3 protein-coding genes and 1 pseudogene are annotated in these 3,973 nt (G+C 59.6%); all 4 read right to left on the bottom strand.

Annotated features, from left to right (window positions below; all coding sequences use genetic code 11):
- Positions 1-775 (bottom strand): pyridoxal-phosphate dependent enzyme (locus M3I56_RS40245; RefSeq protein ID WP_254358601.1); only part of this gene is annotated, 775 nt, incomplete at its 3' end.
- Between the two features lie 516 nt (positions 776-1,291).
- Positions 1,292-2,326 carry a ParB/RepB/Spo0J family partition protein gene (locus M3I56_RS40240; RefSeq protein ID WP_254358599.1) on the bottom strand — a complete coding sequence of 345 codons (1,035 nt, stop codon included), beginning with the start codon at positions 2,324-2,326 and terminating at the stop codon, positions 1,292-1,294.
- Positions 2,316-3,002 (bottom strand): ParA family partition ATPase, encoded by a 687-nt coding sequence (gene parA, locus M3I56_RS40235; RefSeq protein WP_254358597.1) that lies wholly within the window; start codon positions 3,000-3,002, stop codon positions 2,316-2,318. The genes M3I56_RS40240 and parA overlap by 11 nt, the downstream gene beginning before the upstream one ends.
- Positions 3,003-3,793: 791 nt before the next feature.
- Positions 3,794-3,973: pseudogene (locus M3I56_RS40230) on the bottom strand (IS256 family transposase); the annotation flags it as partial.

The raw sequence follows: 3,973 nt of genomic DNA, 5'->3' as shown, positions 1-3,973 counted from the left end.
ACAGTCCGACTTCGGTGAGTTCCACGCGCTGGCCCGCCTCGATCGACTGCGCCATCGCGCAGGAATCATCGGTCTGCACGCCGATCACCTTGATCTCGGGGCGCACGGCCTTTACGTACGCCGCCACACCCGCAGCCAGCCCGCCGCCGCCGATCGGCACGAAGATCGCATGAATCGGGGCCTGATGCTGGCTCAGCACTTCCATCGCCACGGTGCCCTGGCCGGCGATCACGTGGGGATCGTCGAACGGATGCACGAAGGTCAGGCCGCGTTCTTCCTGCAGGCGCACGGCGTGGGCGTAGGCGTCGCTGTACGACTCGCCGGCCTGCACGACCTCGACGGTCGCGCCGCCGTGGGCGCGCACGGCGTCGACCTTCACCTGCGGCGTGGTCACCGGCACGCAGATCACGGCCTTCACGCCGAGCTTCGACGCCGAAAGCGCCACGCCCTGCGCGTGATTGCCCGCCGAGGCGGTGATCACGCCGCGCTCGAGTTGCGCGGGCGAGAGATGCGCCATCTTGTTGTACGCGCCGCGTAGCTTGAAGGAGAACACCGGCTGGTTGTCCTCGCGCTTGAGGAACACGGCGTTGCGCAGGCGCGCCGAGAGGTTCGGGGCGCGCTCGAGTTCGGTCTCGCGGGCGGCGTCGTACACCCGTGCCGTGAGAATCTTCCGGAGATAGTCGTTTTCGTCGCGACGAGACTGAGCGGACTCAGTGGCTTCGGCGACTTCGGTGGCTTCGTTTGCTTCGGTGGGGCGGCTTTGATGCACCTGCATGACGGCTCCTGTACTCACTTTCGTTTTGGCCAGGAGGCGGAAACAAAAAACCCGCCTCATGGGGCGGGTTGTTGTCACTGCTGCCAGACGTGCGCTAACCCACCATTCGTTGAATGGTGCTAGTAATCAGCGCAATCGTGAAAAGGCGGCAGTTCATCTTAGAAAGCATGACCTGGGGGGCGGGCGTTGTCAATTGCTCAGAGCCTTGTTGCTTGTAATGCATTACAAACTACGTATTATTTGCTACATTTTTCGCTTGTCGTGGATATCTCCATGGCTCGCAATGCAAAAAACGCAATTTAACTCTGCCTCAACTAACATGTTTCGTGAAACATTCTAGAAAACTGGATCTAACCCATTGAATCTAAATGATTATGCTTGATCCGCTATCTTTTCTCGGCTGTTTCACGGATTCGACCCCGGTGGTGGCTCGCGTACGGCTCGCATCGCCGCTACAACAAAATAGGGCGTCTGACGACGCCCTCCCCTGCTGCCCTTAGCCGATGCTCGCGACGCTCAGGTCGTCGTCCCGGTCGTATCCATTTCCGAAGCCCACTGCTCGATGACTGCCTTGACGCGCTCGGCCAGACGTTGCTGATCCGAAGGCGCGATGCCCTTGAGGCTCAACTCCGCGCGCCCGTCGCCGAACAGTTTCAGTTCGCCCAGCGCGACGCCGTCCGGTCGGTTGAACTGGACGCGGGACTGGTAGTGCGTACGGCGCGGCCCGACGCTGCGCGCGCCCGCTTCAGCCGAGGCCGCCGCCTCGAGCTTGCGCACGCTCGCCTTCCCTTCGATCACCTGCTGAAGCCAATGCTCGGCGACCGTAGCGCCCGCCCGGTCGAAGATCAGCTTGATGTTGTAGGCGTGTCCGAGCCCGACATCCTTGCGATTCTGCGCCATCCTCTGCAGCAGATAAGGCGGCAGCGACGTGAGCGCAATCACCTTGCTGATGTGCTTCGGATCTTCGCCGACGGCCACGCCCAACTCGACCTGGTCGACGTAGACGCGATCGTCGAGCAGTTTCTTCCACGCGAGCGCATCGTCGAATACCGTCTGTTCCTCGCGCTCCTTGTTGGCGTGATAGGCGCGCAGGTACAGGTTCTGGTTGTCGAGACCCTCGCGGACATCGGCGTCGATGAACTTGTCGCCGCGCGAACGCGCAGCGCGAATACGCCGCTCGCCGTCGACGATCACATATTGGCCGGGAAACGCCGCGAGTTTCGTGACCAGGATCGGCGTGATCTGCCCTTGCGTCGCAAAGCTTTCGGCCAGCTCGTCGATCGTCTCGGCGCTGTAGAACGCGCGCGGGTTGTACGGATTGGAGACGACATCTTCGACCGAAATCTTCCGGACCGCATGCAGCGAAAGCGGTGCCTCGATGACTTCGGCAGGCTGAGCAGCCGGCGTGTCTGTGTCTACGGCGTTGGGTGCGCCCGCGTCGCGCTGCGCGATATTGACGACATCAGCTTCGGCGAGACGCTCGCCAGCCGAAACGCGCTCGGCAGCCATGCCCGCGCGGACCTTGCTGGTGAAATTCAGCTTAGCGGCCATCGACCACCTCTTCTTCTTCCTGAACCAGCGCGATGATCTCGTTGTAGACGGCGCTGATCTCGTCTTTCGCGACTTTCGCCCCGCGCACGCCGCGCACATCGAAGACGGTGCGGCCGAGCGCTGCCGTCTGACGATAGAGTTCGCGCTGCTTGATGGTTGCCGCAAATACGCGGACATTGCTCTCGGCGAGGATGGCGCTCATCTGCGTGTGCAGCAGCGTCTTCGAATTAGATTTATTCAGCAAAATTGCGAATTTTCCCGCCGGATTGGCAACGCGGGTTCGCTCGACCAACTCCATCATCCCTTCGCTACTCCAGATGTCGATCGGCGACGCATCTGTCGGAATGACGGTGGCGTCGGCGACGGCAAGCACTCGCGCGGTAGTGAGGTCGTTGATATTGGGCGGGCAGTCGACGATGACGACGTCGTAGTCGTTCGCCAGCGCGGCGATCTCCGGCCCAATCATCTTCTCCAGCTTGTGAATGCTGCCGACGCGGAACGGCAGGGGCGTTTCGGGACCGGCCGCTGCACACCAACTCATGCAAGATTGCTGACCATCGGCATCGGCGACATAGACCTTATAGCCTTCAGCCTGAAATGCGCCAGCCAGATTCATGCTGGTGGTGGTTTTGCCAACCCCACCCTTTTGGTTCGCTACGGCTATCACGAGACCCATTCGTTTCTCCATGCAATTGTTCAACAGCGGACGAGCCTTCCAGGCGCACTCTCCACGTGGAGACTCCAGCAAGTCATTCGAGAGTCTAATGGCAACTTAAAGTAAATTCTAGGATTTCTGTCTCAGACGTTGTCAGTTCACAACCAATTGGCCGAACGGATAAGGATTGGACCCAACACAGAAGGTTGGCGAACGGGCGCAATGACTGGATTGCGATGTTTCAACGACCGTGGAAAACCGATCTCCACGTGGAGATCGCAGAATTGAAGATGTGGGCTCGCCTGCTCGCAGGTCGATGAGACGCAGTATCTTTGCACAGCCGTGTAATGCGCTTGTGACGGTGGGAGAAGGATCGAGTTAGGCGAAAGCACTGGAGCAGTATGCCGCGGCCGAGGGCGTTGAGGAGCCTCGAGCAAATCTCCACGTGGAGATTCATCGACTTGACCTTGAGCAGTCTAGTGCAGTGAGCGAGATGGGGATGAACTAGAAACGATTCGGCCTGTGTGTGCAACTATTGAATCTCCACGTGGAGATTCATCAACCCACATTCGGGATGGTTACTGATGCGTGAGCAGGTGCTATCCAGGATGGCAGGATGGGTTGTGACAGCAAGCGGGTACTGACCATCACCGGCATGTCGCCGAACGCGCACATTCTTGATCGCTTGAAGCAGTGACTCTCCACGTGGCGATCAACGCGAACAGCACGAACTAACCAAGCGGCGGAAGTGTCTGAATTTTTGTGTGCAAGGCAGATAAAAACCTGCCGTCTGGCAGGTCATCAATTGCATTCTACAAATGATTCCTGGTGAAGCGATCCTCGTAGAGGATCGCGAACTGGTTCATCGCGGCTTTCCAGTCATGTGCGGCACGGCTCCAGTCAGCCGTGATATTGCGCAAGGCCAGCCACAGCAGTTTGGTCGCGGCCTCGTCCGTGGGGAAGTGCCCACGCGTCTTGACGATCTTGCGTAG

The organism is Paraburkholderia sp. CNPSo 3281 (genome assembly GCF_024206515.1).
GTDB classification, from domain to species: domain Bacteria; phylum Pseudomonadota; class Gammaproteobacteria; order Burkholderiales; family Burkholderiaceae; genus Paraburkholderia; species Paraburkholderia nodosa.
Note: the sequence above shows the minus strand (reverse complement) of the source record. Positions and strands in the feature narration are given on the sequence as shown.